Annotated in this window: 16 protein-coding genes; 9 read left to right on the forward strand and 7 right to left on the reverse strand. The window is 66.5% G+C overall.

The window, feature by feature from the left end:
• Positions 1-76: 76 nt before the first annotated feature.
• Together AC1MDG_RS16725 and ykgO are read left to right on the forward strand one after the other, a co-directional pair.
• Positions 77-1,207 carry a GTP-binding protein gene (locus AC1MDG_RS16725; protein ID WP_479805308.1) on the forward strand — a complete coding sequence of 377 codons (1,131 nt, stop codon included), beginning with the start codon at positions 77-79 and terminating at the stop codon, positions 1,205-1,207.
• On the forward strand, positions 1,204-1,326 hold the full coding sequence (gene ykgO / locus AC1MDG_RS16730) for a type B 50S ribosomal protein L36 (protein ID WP_058931424.1): 123 nt from the start codon (positions 1,204-1,206) through the stop codon (positions 1,324-1,326). The genes AC1MDG_RS16725 and ykgO overlap by 4 nt, the downstream gene beginning before the upstream one ends.
• Before the next feature lie 27 nt (positions 1,327-1,353).
• On the opposite strand, the gene AC1MDG_RS16735 is transcribed toward ykgO, so the two are convergent.
• Genes AC1MDG_RS16735 through AC1MDG_RS16745 form a run of 3 tightly spaced genes read right to left on the reverse strand, consistent with a single transcriptional unit; the run spans position 1,354 to position 4,430 of the window.
• Positions 1,354-2,601: a hypothetical protein gene (locus tag AC1MDG_RS16735; protein ID WP_479805310.1), complete on the reverse strand. Its 1,248-nt coding sequence runs from the start codon at positions 2,599-2,601 to the stop codon at positions 1,354-1,356.
• Complete coding sequence (locus AC1MDG_RS16740) at positions 2,591-3,385, reverse strand: TIGR03943 family putative permease subunit (protein ID WP_479805312.1); 795 nt, start codon at positions 3,383-3,385, stop codon at positions 2,591-2,593. The genes AC1MDG_RS16735 and AC1MDG_RS16740 overlap by 11 nt, the downstream gene beginning before the upstream one ends.
• A complete protein-coding gene (locus tag AC1MDG_RS16745) occupies positions 3,375-4,430 on the reverse strand; it encodes a permease (protein ID WP_479805314.1) in 1,056 nt (351 codons plus the stop codon). Before AC1MDG_RS16745 ends, AC1MDG_RS16740 begins: the two co-directional genes overlap by 11 nt.
• A gap of 519 nt (positions 4,431-4,949) precedes the next feature.
• Between AC1MDG_RS16745 and AC1MDG_RS16750 the strand changes: the two genes are divergently transcribed.
• Positions 4,950-6,158, forward strand: coding sequence for an IS110 family RNA-guided transposase (locus AC1MDG_RS16750; RefSeq protein ID WP_479805105.1), 1,209 nt, complete (start codon positions 4,950-4,952; stop codon positions 6,156-6,158).
• Between the two features lie 113 nt (positions 6,159-6,271).
• On the opposite strand, the gene paaZ is transcribed toward AC1MDG_RS16750, so the two are convergent.
• A complete protein-coding gene (gene paaZ, locus AC1MDG_RS16755; RefSeq protein ID WP_479805316.1) occupies positions 6,272-8,383 on the reverse strand; it encodes a phenylacetic acid degradation bifunctional protein PaaZ in 2,112 nt (703 codons plus the stop codon).
• A 135-nt stretch (positions 8,384-8,518) separates the two neighbouring features.
• Here paaZ and AC1MDG_RS16760 point away from each other — a divergent pair, with 135 nt between their 5' ends.
• The 5 genes from AC1MDG_RS16760 to AC1MDG_RS16780 all read left to right on the forward strand — a co-directional run bounded on the left by AC1MDG_RS16760 (position 8,519) and on the right by AC1MDG_RS16780 (position 12,912).
• Positions 8,519-8,935 carry a PaaI family thioesterase gene (locus tag AC1MDG_RS16760; protein ID WP_043430976.1) on the forward strand — a complete coding sequence of 139 codons (417 nt, stop codon included), beginning with the start codon at positions 8,519-8,521 and terminating at the stop codon, positions 8,933-8,935.
• Between the two features lie 110 nt (positions 8,936-9,045).
• The gene (locus tag AC1MDG_RS16765; RefSeq protein ID WP_479805318.1) at positions 9,046-9,753 is read left to right on the forward strand and encodes a DUF4397 domain-containing protein; all 708 of its coding nucleotides are present in this window, start codon (positions 9,046-9,048) and stop codon (positions 9,751-9,753) included.
• Between the two features lie 263 nt (positions 9,754-10,016).
• A complete protein-coding gene (locus AC1MDG_RS16770; protein WP_479805320.1) occupies positions 10,017-10,586 on the forward strand; it encodes an RNA polymerase sigma factor in 570 nt (189 codons plus the stop codon).
• Complete coding sequence (locus AC1MDG_RS16775) at positions 10,583-11,563, forward strand: anti-sigma factor (RefSeq protein ID WP_479805322.1); 981 nt, start codon at positions 10,583-10,585, stop codon at positions 11,561-11,563. The genes AC1MDG_RS16770 and AC1MDG_RS16775 overlap by 4 nt, the downstream gene beginning before the upstream one ends.
• Before the next feature lie 146 nt (positions 11,564-11,709).
• The gene (locus AC1MDG_RS16780) at positions 11,710-12,912 is read left to right on the forward strand and encodes a globin domain-containing protein (RefSeq protein WP_479805324.1); all 1,203 of its coding nucleotides are present in this window, start codon (positions 11,710-11,712) and stop codon (positions 12,910-12,912) included.
• Between the two features lie 68 nt (positions 12,913-12,980).
• Here the strand turns inward: AC1MDG_RS16780 and AC1MDG_RS16785 are convergent, their stop codons facing one another.
• Together AC1MDG_RS16785 and AC1MDG_RS16790 are read right to left on the reverse strand one after the other, a co-directional pair.
• On the reverse strand, positions 12,981-15,461 hold the full coding sequence (locus AC1MDG_RS16785; protein WP_479805326.1) for a trypsin-like serine protease: 2,481 nt from the start codon (positions 15,459-15,461) through the stop codon (positions 12,981-12,983).
• A 19-nt stretch (positions 15,462-15,480) separates the two neighbouring features.
• Positions 15,481-16,194 carry a tyrosine-protein phosphatase gene (locus tag AC1MDG_RS16790; protein ID WP_479805328.1) on the reverse strand — a complete coding sequence of 238 codons (714 nt, stop codon included), beginning with the start codon at positions 16,192-16,194 and terminating at the stop codon, positions 15,481-15,483.
• A 196-nt stretch (positions 16,195-16,390) separates the two neighbouring features.
• Here AC1MDG_RS16790 and AC1MDG_RS16795 point away from each other — a divergent pair, with 196 nt between their 5' ends.
• Entirely contained in the window at positions 16,391-17,287 is an 897-nt protein-coding gene (locus AC1MDG_RS16795; protein ID WP_479805330.1) for an SGNH/GDSL hydrolase family protein, read from the forward strand.
• A gap of 1 nt (position 17,288) precedes the next feature.
• On the opposite strand, the gene AC1MDG_RS16800 is transcribed toward AC1MDG_RS16795, so the two are convergent.
• Positions 17,289-17,897 carry a GNAT family N-acetyltransferase gene (locus AC1MDG_RS16800; RefSeq protein WP_479805332.1) on the reverse strand — a complete coding sequence of 203 codons (609 nt, stop codon included), beginning with the start codon at positions 17,895-17,897 and terminating at the stop codon, positions 17,289-17,291.
• Positions 17,898-17,906 lie beyond the last annotated feature (9 nt).

Consider the following 17,906-nt stretch of genomic DNA (forward strand, 5'->3'; position numbering starts at 1 on the left):
AGGGTCCAAACGCCGACGCTCTCTCACTTCCTGCATCAATTTGTAAATGAGAATGATTCTCATATAGCCTCATCGCATGAATGTGACAGTCGTAAGTTCCCTGGACGCTTTCTGCCGGCAGCAGGCGTGCGCCGCGCTGGCCGCGGATTCGCCCGGCGCCTTGGTCGTCTTCCATGACCTGCTCGAAGACGGACTCGTGATCCGGCGTGTCTTCCAGGAGGGCCGGCGTCTCGAGCGTGAAGAGTCGCTGCTGGAGCACGGCTGCCTCAGCTGTACCGTGCGTTTGGATGTGGTGCTCACCGTGGGCAGGCTGCTGGAGCAGGCCTCGCACATCATTCTGGGCCTGCCGCCCGCTGTGGCCTCAGTGACGGCCGTGCGCGCATTATTGAAGGGTCTTGGGGCTTCAGTCACGATTGATTCGGCAGTGCTTGCCTGCGCTCCCGGAGCGGTGGAGGACCAGATCTGGGACCACCACACCCTGTTCGAATCCGGGTACACTCCCGTTCCGGACGATGACCGGACACCGGGAGAATTCCTCATCGGGGAACTCGCGTTCAGCGACACAGTCCTGCTGGCCGATCCCGCCCTGATGCCTGTCGATCCAGCGATCCGGGAACGTGGGGTCCAGCTCCTTAAAGAGCTGGCCCCGCATGCGGAGGTCACCGCTGACGACGGCGACATCCGGCAGGGACGTCACAACCTGGCGGAGGCAACGGCCCGGACCGTCCCCGGCTCGGTTCGGATCCCGGCAGAGTCCTGCTCACCTTTCACTACCGTGGTGCAGCGGATACAGCGGCCTCTTCATCCGGAGCGCTTCCGGCAAGCCCTGGCGGCCCTGGCGGAAGGGTGCTGCTGGCTGCGCGGCCGGCTCTGGGTAGCGTCTGCCCCTGGGTGCAGGATCGCCATCCAGGGCATCGGGCCGCGTGTTTGGCTGGAAAACACCGGACCATGGCAGGCCGATGGCGCATCCCGCCCGTTGATGTCAGCCGTGGCTGGCCCTGATGCCGTGCTGGACTGGCATCCCGAATTCGGTGATCGCGGGACCGTCCTGGCCGTCACGGGCGATGACGTCGACCCAGTCGAAATCGCTGCGCTGCTTACAGCCTGCGAGCTGTCCGAGGTGGAAATGGCCTCGGACACAGCCTCATTTCCTGATCCATTTTCCTTGAACCAACCATCCGAAACACCACAAAGGAGCACATCATGAAAGTACGGAACTCATTGCGCGCGCTGAAGAAGGTTCCAGGCGCCCAGATTGTCCGCCGTCGGGGCCGCACCTTCGTCATCAATAAGAAGAACCCCCGGATGAAGGCCCGCCAGGGCTGACCACGGACGGCCGCAGTGGCGCCGGAACTATCCGCACCAGCTGGGGAGGAACCCCGGGAGGCTGCGGGTGTGCCTGCCGGTGTCCAGCTCGAGGATCTCGGTCCGCATGGGTGAATGGGCAGGCAGGGCCGGGTAGTGGTCGGGGGCCCCTTCGGGCGCTGTTGCTTCGACTGCTATGAACTTTCCGTCCGGGGAGAGGCAGTAGCCATCGATACGTGCCCAGGCAGGGTCCGGCTGGAAGAGCGTTTCCGAGCCGGTCACGTCGGTCACCGCGAGGAAGGACGTTACCTTGCCTGCGGTGTTTTCGCTGATGCTCTGGGCGTACCGACCGCTTCCATTGAGGAGAACCGTGTCACCTGGCCATGACCTTTCGTTTCGGATGACTGCGTTGAGGTCGAGCGGGCGCGTTGCCCCGTTAGTGAGATCGATGATCACGTTCTTCGCGAGCTTGTTCTTGGGGTCGGACGATGCGTCGACAACGTGGATTTCCTTGGTTCCGGGAATGAAGCCGTTGAACTCGGCGTGCAGGCCCAGCGGCGCGGGTCTTGCGGCTGCGAAGGCATCGGCGAGGAACATTGTTCCGGATTCGTTCTGCACTACGAGTGAGGAGGTGTTCGGGACGAAGGCCCAGTTGAGGACGGACACGGGCTTTCCATCTAGTCCGCGGATTTCCCGTGGGGGCGTCGAGGGGTCCTCGGTATCGTAGACGAACAGGGTCTTCCAGTGCTGCCGTGACGGCGGTGCGCTGGAGAAGGCGAACCCGATAAGGTTCTTGGAAGCCGCGTGCAGGAGCTCCACCGTTCCGGGTTCCGGAAGGGGCACCAAGCCTTCCGAACCGCCGGAGAGAGGGACGATTTCCAGGGAGCTGGTGTTGTTCTCATTGATCGTGACGGCGGCGAGAGCGGTGGGAAGAGCCGCGTATTCCTGGACCCGGGTGGCAGTGAGGATGACGGTGCCGTCGCCTGAATCGGCGATGTTGGTTCCCCGTATGGTGTCAAGCTTCTTTTTTCCGGCGTTGTCATAGCGGATGTCGCGTTCCAGCGTATAGAGCTCGAAACCGGCCGTGCCGGACGTCCCCTCCAGTGCCGACACCGCATTCGGACGGGGTTCCGAGACGAAATTCGCAGCCGTAAGGGCCACGCAGAGCGCCACCAGAAGGGCGATCGTGCCGCGGAGTCGGACGGCGAAGGAGCGCCGGCGCCGTGGGACCGGGACCGGGACGCCCTTGGCCGGACTCGGACGTCTGCGTTGGGCCGCGGAACGCTTAGTAGACATAGGGGGAATCCGGTTGCGGAACCGCGGTGATGGAGTCAGGAACCATCACCATGGCCTGGTCGCTCATCTGGCTGGGATTGGTTTTGAAGCCACCCGAGACCATTACCCAGCTGTCGGTTTCGAACCGGTCCTGCCAGCCCGGAGAGTAAACGGGCAGGCCAATCGGCTGCGCATCAACTGCGCAGCAGGTCAGCACAAAACGGGCCGCGAAGAACACGTTTTCAGGATCGCTCTTGTCCGGTGTTACGAATCCGGTGACGGTGGTCGTCTTGCCGGCCAGGAACTCCTCGCCGACCCCCTGACGCAGCAGCGAGACCCAGTCCTTCATGGTGAACATCGTGGAGTCAGCGCCCACAAGTTCGATTGCTTCGTCCCTCGAAAGCGTCGACCCAGAACTATTAAGGTCGCGCTGGTTGACCGTGGCGGTGCTGAGCGTGGCCGGCGGCAGGACCAGGAGTCCCCCGACGGCGGCAGCCACCATCAGCGTGCTTCCTGCAGCGCCCAGCCATCTCCAGCGGCGTTGGCGGGCGTGGGCGCGCCCGTCCGTGTGGTCGTGCCCGTCCGCGTGCTCGTGGCTGTGCGGGTGCGGGCCGCGCGGAACTAAGGCGAATGCGGCCAGTGCCAGTACCGCCGCGATCACCGCCATGATCATGGTGAACACGAAGTACCGCGGGTGAATGTACAGCGCGAGCTGCCCCGTGAAACCGAGCCACAGGGTGGCAACGACGCCGATGAGACTCAGCATCACGCCGAGCCAGCGGTCCAGGAGCCTCCTATAGAACATAATTGACCGCCAATCCCAGGGCGGCGGAGCACAGTGCCACCACCGTGGTGAGCTGCAGGAGGGTCCTTGCGGTGAAGGTAGTGCGAAGGAGAGCCAGCATCTTCACGTCAATCAACGGCCCGAACACCAGGAAAGCCACGATGGACCCCGGCATGAACGTTGCCCCGAAGGACAGGATGAAGAACGCGTCCACGTTGGAGCACACCGCCACGACGAATGCCAGGACCATCAGCGCCGCAACGGACCAGACCGGGTTGTTCCCCACCGAGACCAGGACGTCCCTCGGAACCCCCACCTGGATCAGCCCCGCGATACCTGCGCCGATGAACAGGGCCGGCATCATGGCGCCCGCCTCCCGGACGAACAGCTGAACGCTCCGTCCAACCTTTCCAGCGGCCTGCCCGGCATGCTCCTCCAAGGAACACTCCTCCTGAAACCGGGGCGTCAGCAGCGCCTCCGGGCGGGGATGGCGGCTGTAGATCCATCCGATCAGATTTGCGATGAGGAAACCGCCGGCGATGCGGGAAACGAGGATGCCGTTGTCCCAGCCGAATGCCTGCTGGGTGGTGATGATCGTGATCGGGTTCAGGATTGGCGCAGCAAACAGAAACGTCATGGATTCGGACACTGTCAGCCCCCGGACGATCAGCCCCCGGGCCAGCGGAACATTCCCGCATTCGCACACAGGAAGCAGCATCCCCAGCAGGGAAAGGACGGGCCGCCTGAGCGCCGGACTTCGCGGGAGCCGGCGGAGCAGGAATCCGTCAGGCAGCCAGATCTGCACTCCGATCGAGAGCACGATGCCGAGGAAAACGAACGGTAGGGATTCGATCACCACGCTGATCGACAGGGAAACAAAATCGCGGACAGTATCCGCCAGCCAGGCCGCCTCTCCTGCCGCCGGAGCCAGGATCCGGAGGGCGAGAAGTGCCCCGATCACCGCCAAGCCGACAACCAGCCCCGCGGCGGGCCGGCGCGCCCTGCCGGGTAGCGGATGGGCGTGGGCGTCGTGGGGTGCCTGGACGCGTTTTTCTGTCGCTGGCACCGGCACGTGCGCTCCCCTACTGACTCGGCATCCGCCTGACCCCGACACCGGTGCGGCTGCGAGGAAAGGCCGCCGGCCCAGTGCGATGGCCCAAGTCTATGCAGGGCACCCCCGCAGGCTCAGGAGTGGCGCCTACCCGAGTTTTCACGAGTTACCACTCGTATCAAGGGGTTCCTTACGTATCAGGAATTGCCAACGAAACGTCGACGGCGCCGCGGGGAACGGCGTCGACGTGTTCTGGACCAGTGGCTCGCCCCGGACGCAAACGCCAACGCTCGTTACCTTTTTCGTAGCCCAGTTCTGTTGCAGGATGTGGGTGTGCTTGCCTGACCGGCCCCGGCATGATTATCACGCTCTGTCGTTGGATGATCCTGAGAGTGTTGTCACCGGGGTCCGGGCGGGTGGCAGGGTGACCGCTAATAGGGGCAGGACAGTTTGGGAACGTCGTGCGTAACGTGGGTGCGGGGCTCTGACACCGAGGGTCAGGCTGGCACGAAAGTCAGTGTCCAGGACCGGGAGGTGCGCCAGGTGATCAGGAACCACGAAAACGTTGAAGTGTTCATCGGATTGGATGTCGGCAAGGGCGAGCATCATGCTGTTGCCTTGGACCGGACCGGGAAGAAGTTGCTGGACCGGGCCCTGCCCAACGACGAGACCCGGATCCGGGAGATCCTGGCCGAGCTTGAACACCACGGCCGAATCCTCGTGGTGGTCGACCAGCCCGCGACGATCGGCGCGCTCCCGGTTGCCGTGGCCCAGGCCGCAGGGACGCTGATCGGCTACCTTCCGGGTTTGGCGATGCGCCGGATCGCGGACCTGCACCCCGGGGAAGCAAAAACGGACGCGCGGGATGCGTTTATCATCGCCGACGCCGCCCGCACCATGCCCCATACTCTGCGCTCGGTCCAGCTCGCAGACGAGCAGACCGCCGAGCTGACCATGCTCTGCGGTTTCGATGATGACCTGGCCAAACAGGCCACCGCCACCTCGAACCGGATCCGTGGCCTGCTGACGCAGATCCACCCGGCACTCGAACGCGTCCTGGGACCCCGGCTGGACCACCCCGCGGTCCTGGATCTGCTACGGACCTGGCCCACACCCGAAGCGCTTCGCCACGCCGGACGGCGCCGGATCGGGAACCGGCTGACCAAGCTCGCGCCCCGGATGGGCGAACGCCTCGCCGATGACATCATCGAGGCCCTGGGCCAACAGAGCGTGACCGTTATCGGCACGAACGCCGCAACCATCGTCCTGCCTGAACTGGCCGGCATGCTCGCCAGGATCCACGAAGGCCGCGCCACCGTCTACACCCAGGTCGAAGACCTCGTGGAGGCCCACCCTCTTCACCAGGTCCTGATGTCTTTGCCGGCCGTCGGCATCAGGACCGCAGCACGGATCCTCACCGAAGTCGCCGGCAAAGACTTCCCCACCGCCGGGCACCTGGCCTCCTACGCCGGCCTGACTCCGGTGACATGGCGCTCCGGGTCCTCCATCCGAGGCGACCGCGCCTCCCGAAGAGGCAACAAAGTCCTCAAACGCACCCTCTACCTCTCCGCATTCGCAGCCCTCAAAGACCCGCTCTCCCGCGCCTACTACGACCGCAAACGAGCCGAAGGCAAACGCCACAACCAAGCCCTCATCGCCCTTGCCCGACGCCGCTGCGACACCCTCTACGCCATGCTCCGCGACGGCTCCCTCTACCAGGCAAAATCACCCGCAGCAGCTTGACAAAAAACATAGGGACACTCTCACCTGAACTGGTCCCCGGGGTGAGAGAGCGTCGGAAAAAACGGACCAAAAGTGAGAGAGCGTCGGGGGACGACGAGGCTACTTCTCCAGGGTTATTTTTCGACGAGGGTGAGGACGTCGTAGGTGGCTACGATTTCGTCGTTCTGGTTGGTCAGGACGGCGTCCCAGGCCACTTCGCCGTACTCGTCGGTTTCACGCGGGGTGATCTTCTTGGCGGTCAGCGTCACGCGGATGGAATCGCCCGCGGCCACCGGAGTGATGAAGCGCAGGCTCTCCAGGCCGTAGTTGGCAAGCACCGGGCCCGGAGCGGGCTCCACGAACAGCCCGGCGCCCCATGCAAGCAGCAGGTAGCCGTGCGCCACGATGCCCGGGAAGAACGGATTGGCCTCCGCAGCCTCCTGGTTGGTGTGGGCGTAGAACGTGTCGCCCGTGGAGTTGGCGAACTTGCTGATCTCCTCCAGGCTCACTTCACGCAGCTCGGAGCGGATGGCGTCGCCGATGTGCAGCGTGCTCAGGTGCTTCCGGAACGGGTGCTGGCCTTCGGTCTCGAGCGTGAAGTTCCGGTCGGCGCCGGTGTGCCAGATGCCCGTGACGGCGGTGAGCATGTTGGGCGAACCCTGGATGGCGGTGCGCTGCATGTGATGCATCACCGAACGGATGCCGCCCAGTTCTTCGCCGCCGCCGGCACGTCCCGGTCCGCCGTGGACCAGGTGCGGGACCGGGGAACCGTGCCCGGTGGAGCTGCGGGCGTCCTCACGGTTGAGCATCAGGACGCGGCCGTGGTGCGCGGCAATCCCGGTGACCAGTTCGCGGGCAACCTCGGGATCATTGGTGCACACCGAAGCCACCAGTGAGCCGCCACCGCGGGCGGCGAGGCGCACGGCGTCGGCCAGGTCGGTGTAGCCGATCACCGAGGACACCGGACCGAAGGCTTCCAGTGTGTGGACTTCCTCGGCTTCGGCGTCCGCCCAGCTGAGCAGCACCGGGGACATAAAGGCACCGTCTTCGACGACGGCCACTCCACCGTCAGCTTTGGTCACCTTGGGCGAATCGAGCGTGCCGTACGCAAGCTCGCCGCCGGCGTCGAGCATTGACTGGACAGCGGCGCGGACGTCGGCCAGCTGCTCAAGGGACGCGAGCGCACCCATGGTGACGCCCTCGGCACGGGGATCACCCAGCACCACGCGTTCCTCGATGCGGGCACCCACGGCGGCAACGACGTCGGACACCAGCTCCCGGGGCACGATGGTGCGCCGGATGGAGGTGCACTTCTGCCCGGCCTTGACCGTCATCTCGGTGACCACGGACTTGATGAAGGCATCGAACTCCGGCGTGCCCTTGACGGCGTCCGGGCCCAGGATGGCCGCGTTGAGCGAGTCAGTCTCCGACGTGAAGCGGACGCCGCCCTGCACCACGTTCGGGTGCGACTTCAGCGAGTTGGCCGTGGTGGCGGAGCCGGTGAAGGACACGAGGTCGCGGTAGTCGAGGTTGTCGAGGATGGTGCGGGCCGAGCCGGAGATGAGCTGCAGCGAGCCCTTGGGCAGGATGTTGGACTCCACGATTGCCTTGACCACGGCCGCCGCCACATACCCGGTGGGAGTGGCGGGCTTGACGATGGTGGGAACGCCGGCGATGAACGCGGGCGCGAACTTCTCCAGCATGCCCCACACCGGGAAGTTGAAGGCGTTGATCTGCACGGCGACGCCAGGAATGCGGGTGTAGATGTGCTCGCCGGCGAAGGAACCATCGCGGGACAGGACCTCCATGGGGCCGTCCACCACAACCTGCGAGTTGGGCAGTTCGCGGCGGCCCTTGGAGCCGAACGTGAAGAGCACGCCGATGCCGCCGTCGATGTCCACCATGGAGTCGATCTTGGTGGCGCCGGTCTGGGCGGACAGCTCATAGAAGTGATCGCGGCGGGCGTTGAGGTACTGCGCCAGCTCCTTGAGCTTCAGGGCGCGCTGGTGGAAGGTCAGCGTGCCGAGTTCCTTCTGGCCGGTGGTGCGTCCGTACTCCACGACGTCGGCAAGGTCCAGTCCCTCCGTGCTCACCTTGGCGAGGAGCTCGCCGGTGCTGGCATCCAGGACGGGGACAGCGGAAGCCGCGGCATCGGCGTCGGGCGTCCACCAGGCGTCCCGGACAAAACTGGGAACGGTCTCCACAGTGTCCAGCGAGGATTTCGGAGCGGTTGCAGTGGTGGTCATCGTTGACGGGTCCTTCCAGCGGGGGCAAGATCATCACGGCCAGTGTATTACTGACCGTCCGTTCGGTAATATGTCTACAGTACATGAATGTGCCTTGCTGCACACTAGAGGAACCCCAACGAAAGAGAAGTTGCCATGCAGCCAGAAACCGGCAGCGCCGAACTGTGGAAGATCACCCTCGGGGAACTCGACGAGAAGATGGGCGTGAAGATCGTCGAGGAATCGGTGGAACGCGTTGTTGCCACGATGCCGGTGGAGGGCAACCGGCAGTCGTTCGGGCTGCTGCACGGCGGAGCCTCGCTGGCCGTAGGCGAGGCCGTGGGTTCCTGGGCGGCGGTGATCCACGCCAGCACCATGGGCAAGACCGCCGTGGGCGTGGACGTGTCCGCCACCCACCACAAGTCGGCGCGCGAGGGCCAGATCACCATCACTGCCACCCCCATCCACCTGGGCGGAACACTGACCACCCATGAGGTCCTGCTCACCAACGAGGCGGGCCAGCGTCTCTGCACGCTCCGGATCACCAACCTCCTGATGGACCGGAAAAACTGACGCCAAAAAAAAGATCCATGACTTTGCATCCACAGAGGACGTCCCGCAGGTAGTAAGGGCGTAAGCACAAACACAGCCCGTCACCGGGCATCCCTCTGAGGAGTTTGAAAATGCGCAAAACAACGTATGCCGCCGGAGCACTGTCGCTCGCGGCCGCACTGGCCTTCGCGACCCCGGCCCAGGCCGGCGGCTGGCACCACAACGATGACCCCGCCAAGCTCTCGGTCCTGCACGGCGTGCCCGGCCTGACCGTGGACGTGTGGGTGGACGGCAAGCTCACCCTGGATGACTTCACGCCCGGGACCCTGGCCGGCCCGCTGGAGCTGGATGCCGGCGACTATGACATCGCCATCACCGCCTCGGACGCCACCAGCGCCGACAACCCGGTGATCGGGCCGGTCACTGTTGAACTCGACGAGGGCGGGGACTACACCGCCGTGGCACACCTTGACGCCGACGGCGCCCCCACGGCCACGCTCTTCACCAACAACACCAAGGCTCCGCGCAACGACAACAAGGGCAAACTGACGGTCAGGCACGTAGCCGCCGCTCCCGCCGTCGACGTCCTGGCCGGCGGATCGGCAGTGATCGAGGGACTCAGCAATCCGGACGAGGCAACCCTGAAGCTCAAGGCCGGAACCATTTCGGCGTCCGTGGCCGCGGCCGGGACCACCGATCCGGTGATCGGGCCGGCTGACATCACCGTGGAGGCCGGCAAGAACACGATTGTCTACGCCTGGGGAAGCCTGGCCGATGGCACCCTGGCCGTGGCCGTCCAGGTTGTTGACTCCGAGGACCGGTGGCACGGCCGTCACTGACGCGGCTCGCAGAGACGGGGCGCGCAGCAACGACGTGCGCCATCACTGATCGCCATTGCCGGCGGGGCCGCCTGACGGGCGGCCCCGCCGTCGTGTCCGGCGACCGTCCCCTCGTCCGCTCCGGCGACCGCTCCGGCGACCGGCCCGCCGTCGTGTCCGGCGACCATCCGCGGCTGTCCAAAGACACCGCTCTCTGGCGGTGCGCCAGCGGGCACGGCATAATGTGGTTCCACAGGTCTCACTGCCGCTCGAAGGAGCCATTGATGACGCCTCCCGGACCGCACGATTGGGACGCCGCTCTCGATCATGCGTTCGCGGCCGGCGAGGAAGCTGCGCTCGCCGAGGCCTACCGGCGGCTGAGCCCGCTCGTGTACACATTGGCGCTCAGGTCGCTCGGGGAACGGGCGGCGGCCGACGACGTCACCCAGGAAGTGTTCATCCGCGCCTGGAAGTCACGCCTCAGCTACCGGCCGGAGGCTGCCCGGCTGCCTGCATGGTTGGTGGGGATCACCCGTAACGCCGTCTCCGACGCGCTGTCCGCCCGGATGCGCCGGCAGGAGCTGGAACACGCCGCGGGGCAGTTCGTCGGCGATGAGCGCACCGCCGGACCGCTGGCCGCTGACGTGGAAGCCGTGGCGGACCGCATAACCTTGGAGGAAGAGCTGGAGCGGTTGGGCGATCCACAGAAGGCGATCATGAAGCTGGCGTTCTACGAGGACCTCACGCACGATCAGATTTCGTCGCGCCTGCAATTGCCCCTCGGCACCGTCAAGAGCCACATCCGGCGCAGCCTCACCCGGATGCGGACCCGGCTGGAGGTGGGCGGGCCATGAAGCATCTTGACGACGAACTGCTGAGCCTGATGGCCCTGGGTGAACCCGCCCTGACGCCGGCAGAAGCGGACCACCTGGCGTTCTGCCGGGAATGTTCAGGCACTCTGAAAGCCCTGGAACGCACCGTCCGCGCCGCGACAGTCGATCCTGCCGAAGTGGAGCTCGCCACGCCCGGGCCGCACAACTGGGCAGCCATCCACCAGGCGCTGGGCCTCTCCCCCGAACAGGCGCAGGACCCGTTGAGCCGGCGGGCCCCCTGGGAAGGCACCACGGCGGAAGGCACCACGGCGGAAAGCACGACGGCGGGCGCCGGCCCCGCGGCGCCTGTAACCACCGCGCCCCCCGCTACTTCGCTCGCCGCCTCGCCTCCCGCTGCTGAGGAGCCAAGCGCGCCGCTGCCGGGCGCATCTCCGGCGCGGGCCACCGCGCCGACGCCGCTGCGGCCGCGCGCCGGTGGCGTGAGGCCAGGTTCGGCACGGAGGAACGGGTCCTCCGGGACGGGTTCGGGTGCCCGGCGCTGGGTGGCCATGGCCGCAGCGGCGGGGATAATGGTGGGCGCGGCCGCAGTGTGGGCCGGCTACAACGTCCTGGGGCAGGGCCCGGAAGCGGCGCCCTCACCCACGCAGACCGCTCCCCAGGCCGTGGTGGTTGCCGAGGCTCCGCTGCAGCCCCTGGCGTCCTATACGGCCAGCGGCAAAGCCCTCGTGGAGAAGCTTCCCAACGGCACCCGCCAGCTGGTGGTGCAGCTCTCAAACGGCCCGGTCAGCGGGTTTCGGGAGGTCTGGGTGATCTCGCCCGACCTCTCCAAGCTCGTCAGCCTTGGCGTGCTGGATGGCGAACCGGGCGTCTTCGCGATCCCCGAGGGGCTCGACCTGGCCCAGTATCCCATCGTGGACGTGTCCAACGAGCCCTTTGACGGCAACCCGGCGCATTCCTCGGACAGCATCGCGCGCGGTGAGCTGGCCGCGGAAGGCTGAACCACTATCCGCCGGCCGTACACCCATTTTCCGGTCCGGTGAAGTGCCGATCGGCCCGGAAGTGGACCGGCTCCGGCTGTTAGGTTTGCTGTGCCGAGCGACGAACCACCGCCTGCACTAACCGGCAAGACCGGAAGGGATCAATCATGCTCTCAGACACCTCTTCTCCTGTCATCAAGGCAACGCTGCCTGTAGTTGGCGAACACATCGAGGAGATTGCAAAACGGTTTTACAAGCACATGTTCGAAGCGCGTCCGGACCTCCAGGACGGGCTCTTCAACCGGGGCAACCAGGCGGACGGACGCCAGCAGCAGGCGTTGGCAGGGTCCATCGCCGCGTTCGCCGGGTTCCTGGTGGACAAACCCGATCAGCTTCCGGACCATCTGCTGTCCCGGATAGCCCACAAGCACGTCTCGCTGGGCCTGGCGCCGGACCAGTATCAGGTGGTCCACGACCACCTGATGTGGTCCATCGTGGACGTGCTCGGCGATGCCGTCACCCCCGAAGTGGCCGCTGCCTGGGACGAGGTCTACTGGCTCATGGCCAACATGCTCATCAACAAGGAACGCGGGCTCTACAACGCCGTGCACCTCTCACCCGAGACGATCTGGCGGACCTGGCGTGTGGCCCGTCGCGTCCAGGAGACCGACGACGTGGTCACGTTCATCGTTGAACGCACCGACGAGCGCGACGTCAAGCCTTCCCTGCCCGGACAGTACGTCACCATCAAGATGAAGATGCACGACGGCGTGCACCAGCCCAGGCAGTACAGCCTCACCAAGGCCGACGACGGCCACCACCGGCAGTTCGCGGTGAAGCGGGTCCATGGGCTCCCGACGCCCGACGGCGAGATGTCCAACCTGCTCCACAATGAGATCCAGGAGGGCGACGAAGTGGTGCTCTCGGCACCTTTCGGTGACGTGGTCCTGGAATACACGGACAGGCCGGTGGTGCTGGCCAGTGCGGGCATCGGCATCACCCCGATGGCCGGCATGCTTTCGCACCTGGTGAAGTCCGGTTCCCAGCGCAAGGTCATGCTGCTCCACGCTGATGACGCACCTGCGTCGTTCCCGCTCCGGGCCCAGGTCACCGAGGACCTCGCGTCGCTGGCAGACGGCTCGTTGAATACGTGGTTCCTGGAGCCGAACGGCTCGGACAGTGCGTCCTCGTTCAAGGGGTTCATGGACGTCAACGCGATTGAGCTGCCGGACGACGCCGAATACTACCTCTGCGGCCCGCTGCCCTTCCTGAAGTCCGTCCGGAGCGCGCTGGTCGCACGGGGCGTGCTCGCCAGGGACATCCAGTACGAAGTGTTCGGCCCGGACCTCTGGCTGGCCGACTTCCAGTAGCTTGGAATCTTTGTCCACTTATCGCGAGCTAAGCCCCATCGGGCGCGATAAGTGGACAAAAACCCTCGTCACGGGCGGGAGCGGCGCCTGGCAATGACCAGCGCGGCACCGCCGAGCAGCAGCACACCGGTTCCGACCCCGGCCGCGGTCAGCAGGCCGTCGGCGCCGGTGGCCGGCAACTGGCCTGAGACGCCGGCCGGAGTGATCCCGGCGGGAACAATCACCGGTGCGGGGTCAACCACGAAGGTGAGGTTCACCGGCGCCGAGGCCACGCCGTCGACCGCCTGGCTGGCTGTCACCGTATGGGTTCCGGCGGCGAGCCCTGCCGGAACCGGCACGCTCCAGGTCCCGTCCGAGCCGGCCCGCACCGCGGTGCCGTCCGCCGTGACGGTCACCGCCGCGCCTTTCAGCGCTGATCCGGTGATCCGCTGCGGAACGGCGTCGTGGGCGAAATGCTGGCCGTCCTGGATGTTGGCAACAACCGGCGACGGCGGCACCACTGTGAAGGTCCGGCTCGCCGCCGGGCTGTCAGCGGCGCCCCGGGCGGTCTGCACCGCCGTGAGCGTGAAGGTTCCGAACTTCACATTGCCTGTCACCGGCACTTTCCACGTGCCGTCGAGCCCCACCACGGCCTGCCCGGTGGCGTCGCCGGAGAGTGCCACCGTGGCACCGGGTGTTCCGGTCCCCTCGATGCCCTCAAGCGTCGTGAGGGAGGCGCCATCCGCCGGGCTGCCAATGACAGGTGCCGGGAGCTCGGACGGCAGCACGGTGACGTCGAAGCTGCTGGCCCCCGAGTGGCTGAAGCCGTTGACGGTCTCGGCGGTGAACCGCAGCCGGCCGGCCGGGGACGGTGCAGTGAACTGCCATTGCCCGGCGGCATCCACGGGTACTTCCACGGGTTCCTGCCCGGTGACCGTGATGCGGACTTTCGAACCCGCGGCGACGGCGGAGGCCGGGACCGCCGGGACCTCCCCGGTGATGGTCTGGCCGAGTGCCACGCCGCCGCCGTCGGCCGGTTCCGTGAGCAGGGGTTTGTTGAGGAACAGCTGAAGCTGGACGCCGGGAAGCCGGGTCATGGCGTCCTCCAGCGTGGTGGCCACGGCGAAGTTGTTGACCGGCTGCCCGGGAACCACCTGGTCTCCCGCGGAATGGGTGCCCACGGCGAAGTTCCCGCTGATCCAGGGGCCGCCGGAGTCGCCGCCGCTGGACTGGACGGAGGTGGACAGGAAGCCGCGGAAGGCCCGGAGGTCGGCCGGGTCAGCTGTGAAGCCGCCCACGACGTAGATGCCCACCTCGTCCACCGTGCCGCAGGACCAGCCGGCGGTCCGGCCGGACCGGCAGACGGCCTGTCCAGGCGATGGCGATGCGGTTCCGATAATCTTCACTGCCGTGGATCCCGGGTCCGTGGGAGCATCCCAGCGCGTGGTTGCGGGCTGGACGTCGAGGCCCGGCCGGATATCCCCGATCACCGCGATGTCCGTGCCGACGTTTCCGGGATTGGCTTCGTCGCCGGTGATCCGGGAGTTGCCCGGGCCGCCGAACTGGCTGAAGCCCAGGGTGCCGAGCAGCCTGTTCGCGGGTGATTCGGGGCGCTCCACGTTGGCCGTTGTGGCCGTGCCGTCTTCGGTGCAGTGGCCGGCAGTGAGCACCAGCGGTTTTCCGTCGGGGCTGTACGCGCCGTAACCGGCGGAGCAGGTGATGCCGGTGTTGAAGACGTAGCCCTGCCCGCCGAAGAAGTCCTCCTCCGGCGCAATCGGGGCGCCCTCTTCCAGGCGGACGTTCGAATACCGCGCCACGAATTCGGACGGCGAGGGCGACGCCGCTGACGGTCCGGGGGGTGCAGGGGTGGCCGGGGCACCTTCGGCCTCCGCCTGGTTGGTGCCGCCGGTGCGGATCACGAAGCTGCCGTTGGCATACGCCACGGCCTGCAGGCCTTCGGCGCCCACCTCGCGGACGTAGTCCTTGAACAGCTGGTCCGTGCTGGCTGCCACCCGTTCCGGCGCGGCCGGTTCGGCCTGCGCGGATGCTGCCGGCGTCGTAGCCGGTGTGGACGCTGAAGGCGCCGGCTGTGATGGTGGCGCCGGCGTGGCACTGGAAGCTACCAGCACAAAGTCGCCGGGCCCCGCGGCGTTGAGTTCAGCTACCCGGGCTTCGAGCTCCGGTCCGCTGCCCTCCACCACAATCCGGCCGTCTTTCAAGCTGATTCCCACATAGCCGGGCAACCCGCGTAAGGAGGCAACGGCGTCGGCCGCGCGTTTGCCCTGCTCACCGGCGGCGTTGAACTGCTCCAGCGTCATTCCGAGGTCGCGGAGGACGGCCTCCGACAGGCCGGCGTCGCTGATGCCAGGTGCGGAATCGCCCGCCGGGGATGACGTCGTCGCGGGCGCCTGGGTGGATCCGGCGGGCGCCGACACGGAAGAATCGGGAACCGGCGCACCGGATTCCGCGACGGCGGGGACCGCCAGGAAGGTGCCGCCGAACGTGAGGGCGGCACAGGCGGCGAGCCCCAGGGCGCGGTGGAACGGGTTCCGGCCGGAGTGATGCGTCAAGGTGTCCCCCATAGTGTGTTTACGTCGTCACCCTGGTTGCCAGCCGGGAACGGATGGCAGCCAGTTCGGCCACGGTGACCCCGTGCCGCAAAAGGTAGTTTCGGGTATCAAGGCCGCGGACGAATTCCAAAGTTCCGCCGCCGCGTTTCTCCAGGAGGGGCACCAGCGCGCCCTCCTCCAGATAGCGCTCATGTTTATGCGGCGGCCCGACGAGCCGGTGGCGCTCATTGATGCCCCGCATGGCCGCCTGGTAACCGGAAACAATCTCATGGTCGCCGGCGCCGGAGAGGTCCTGAAGCATGGCAGCCACCATTCCGCTGCGGTCCCGGCCGGCCGAGCAATGGACCACCACACCGGCGGGTGCGGCAGCCACCGCCTTGAAGACAGCCACGAGCTTTTCCGGAAACAGCCGGGCATTGGCCGCGTAGCAGGCAGGATCGTTCAGGTACGGGGAACACAGCTCCCTGAACTCCGGGTGGTCCGGATCCTCGGTGGGGGCATGCACAATGTCGAACGCCGCCAGCACCTCCGCGTCCACGGCGGGGTCGGTGTCCCTCAGCCCGCGTTCCGAGGGGTTCCGGAGGTCGATCACGGTGCGGACGCCGTCGTCGTACGCCTGTTTCCAGCCCGTCCCGGTGACCCATTCCCGGCGTCCCATCCGGAACACGCTGCCGGAAATGCGCCACGCATTCACGGCTCCGTCCCAGTTCACGGGCTGTCCAGGCTGTTCCATCCAGACAGCTAATCACAGACCCCTGACATCCGGCACGGGTACCGGCCGATAAATAGGGTGGCGCCCGGCAAATAAACGGGTATTCCGGCCCGTGTCCGGCGGGCGGGCGGCGGCGTACCGTTGGGCGTACTTGCGGCTTGGCCGCCGGCCCGCGGCCGAACAGCCCGGTCCACAGTTCAGAACAAAGGGGAAACTGATGAGTGACCGGACATTACGACGGCGGCAGGCGGCGTTCGCTGCCGGCCTGGCAACGCTGGCCCTCGCTGTGGGAACCTCGGCCGGGCCGGCGGGAGCGGCACCTGCGGGGGAACTTGATTACGTCGCGGTGGGTGACTCCTACACCGCGGGAACCGGCGCGGGAGCAGCCGACAAGCCGGCTGAAGCGACATGCTGGCAAAGCAGCCCGGGGTATGTCGGCGACGTCGACAAAACAGGCCGGGTGTCCCTGGTGGTCAATGCCGCCTGCCATGGGGCACTCCTTTTTTCGGGCGACGACCCGCTCCAACAACAAATCAGCGTCGAAACCCAGCTCACGGGTCTCGTCGCCGCGCAGAAACTGAATCCGTCCACCGGAATCGTCACCATCACCGCCGGAGCCAACGATGCGGGAGTAAGCCAGGTGCTGGGCGCCTGCGCCGCCTACGGCGTTGAAGTGTGCGCCGGTGCCGTGGCGTCCTCCGAAGGCGGGATGAGTCAGGTGGGTGAGGCGCTCGCCTACTTCTACGGGCAGATTCACACGTACGCTCCGTCCGCGAAGATCGCTGTCCTGGGCTATCCGCGGCTGTTCGAGCCGGCGGACGGGAATCCGTACTTCTCCGTGGACGAGCAAAGGCTGATCAACCAGGCCACGGACAAACTCAATGCCGCCATCGCCACGGCAGTCTCCAGTGCCAATGCTTACGGGGCGAACGCGCAGTTTGTCGACGTCACAGCGAGGTTTGCCGGGCATGCCGTGAACTCCGCCGCTCCGTGGATCGCCTACGACGGCGGGAATCCTCTGGCGGATTCCAACTTCCACCCGACGCCCACCGGGCACCGGGCCTATGCCACGGCCGTGATGAGCGAGGTCAAGCCGGGCACGTTGGCGAGGTAGCTTAGCGCTGCTTCGCCAGCCTGAACTCCAGGCCGGCACGCACCATGGGCCACTCATGCTCAAGGATCGAGAACACCACGGTGTCCCGGAGCTGCCCGTCCGCCGTCCGGGTGTGGCTGCGCAGCACGCCGTCCTGCTTGGCGCCCAGCCGCAAAATGGCTTCCCGGGACTGGTGGTTGAGCCAGTGCGTCCGGAACTCCACGGCCGGGCAGCCCAGCGTTTCAAAGGCGTGCCGCAGCAGCAGCAGCTTCGAATCCGGGTTGGTCCCGCTGCCGTGCGAAGAAGCCGCGGTCCACGTGGAGCCGATCTCCACGCGGGGAGTGGCGGCGTCGATGTTCATGTAGGTGGTCATCCCGATCACCCGGCCGGGACCGCCGGTGGCCGGGTCAACCAGGCGCGTGGTGAACGGGAGCATGGAGCCGGCTTCCTGAAGCCGGAGCCTGCGGTCGATCTCGGCCGCCATGCCTTCTGGCGTAGGCACGCTGGTGTACCAGAGCTTCCAGAGTTCACCGTCGCGGACAGCCTCCACCAGGCCGTCGTGGTGCGCGTGGCTCAGGGGCTCCAGCACAACGTATTGACCGGTCAGCGTGATGGGTTCGATGGAAGTCACCGGACCATC

Source organism: Arthrobacter sp. AIWTK1, from assembly GCF_056680535.1.